Below are 1,013 nucleotides of genomic sequence, written 5' to 3'. Positions count from 1 at the left end.
ACCGTACTGGCTAAAACCTACGGCGGTTCTGCTCGTGCATTCGATCAGATCGATAACGCACCGGAAGAAAAAGCACGTGGTATCACCATCAACACTTCTCACGTTGAATATGACACCCCGTCTCGCCACTACGCACACGTAGACTGCCCGGGCCACGCCGACTATGTTAAAAACATGATCACCGGTGCTGCGCAGATGGACGGCGCGATCCTGGTTGTTGCTGCGACTGACGGCCCGATGCCGCAGACTCGTGAGCACATCCTGCTGGGTCGTCAGGTTGGCGTTCCGTACATCATCGTGTTCCTGAACAAATGCGACATGGTTGATGACGAAGAGCTGCTGGAACTGGTAGAAATGGAAGTTCGTGAACTTCTGTCTCAGTACGATTTCCCGGGCGACGATACTCCGATCGTTCGTGGTTCTGCTCTGAAAGCGCTGGAAGGCGAAGCTGAGTGGGAAGCTAAAATCGTTGAACTGGCTGGCTACCTGGATTCTTACATCCCGGAACCAGAGCGTGCGATTGACAAGCCGTTCCTGCTGCCTATCGAAGACGTATTCTCCATCTCCGGCCGTGGTACTGTTGTTACCGGTCGTGTAGAGCGCGGTATCGTTAAAGTTGGCGAAGAAGTTGAAATCGTTGGTATCAAAGAGACTGCTAAGTCTACCTGTACTGGCGTTGAAATGTTCCGCAAACTGCTGGACGAAGGCCGTGCTGGTGAGAACGTTGGTGTTCTGCTGCGTGGTATCAAACGTGAAGAAATCGAACGTGGTCAGGTACTGGCTAAGCCGGGCTCTATCAAGCCGCACACCAAGTTCGAATCTGAAGTTTATATCCTGTCCAAAGACGAAGGCGGCCGTCATACTCCGTTCTTCAAAGGCTACCGTCCGCAGTTCTACTTCCGTACTACTGACGTGACGGGTACCATCGAACTGCCGGAAGGCGTAGAGATGGTAATGCCGGGCGACAACATCAAAATGGTTGTTACCCTGATCCACCCGATCGCGATGGACGA

Annotated in this window: 1 protein-coding gene; it reads left to right on the top strand. The window is 53.0% G+C overall.

Annotated elements, in window-relative coordinates; translation table 11 throughout:
* The coding region (gene tuf, locus FDW88_RS22315; protein WP_137363375.1) for an elongation factor Tu at positions 1-1,013 on the top strand (1,013 nt) is incomplete at both ends.

The sequence above is a fragment of the Citrobacter sp. wls829 genome, assembly GCF_005280825.1.
In the GTDB taxonomy this organism is placed as follows: domain Bacteria; phylum Pseudomonadota; class Gammaproteobacteria; order Enterobacterales; family Enterobacteriaceae; genus Citrobacter; species Citrobacter gillenii.
Note: the sequence above shows the minus strand (reverse complement) of the source record. Positions and strands in the feature narration are given on the sequence as shown.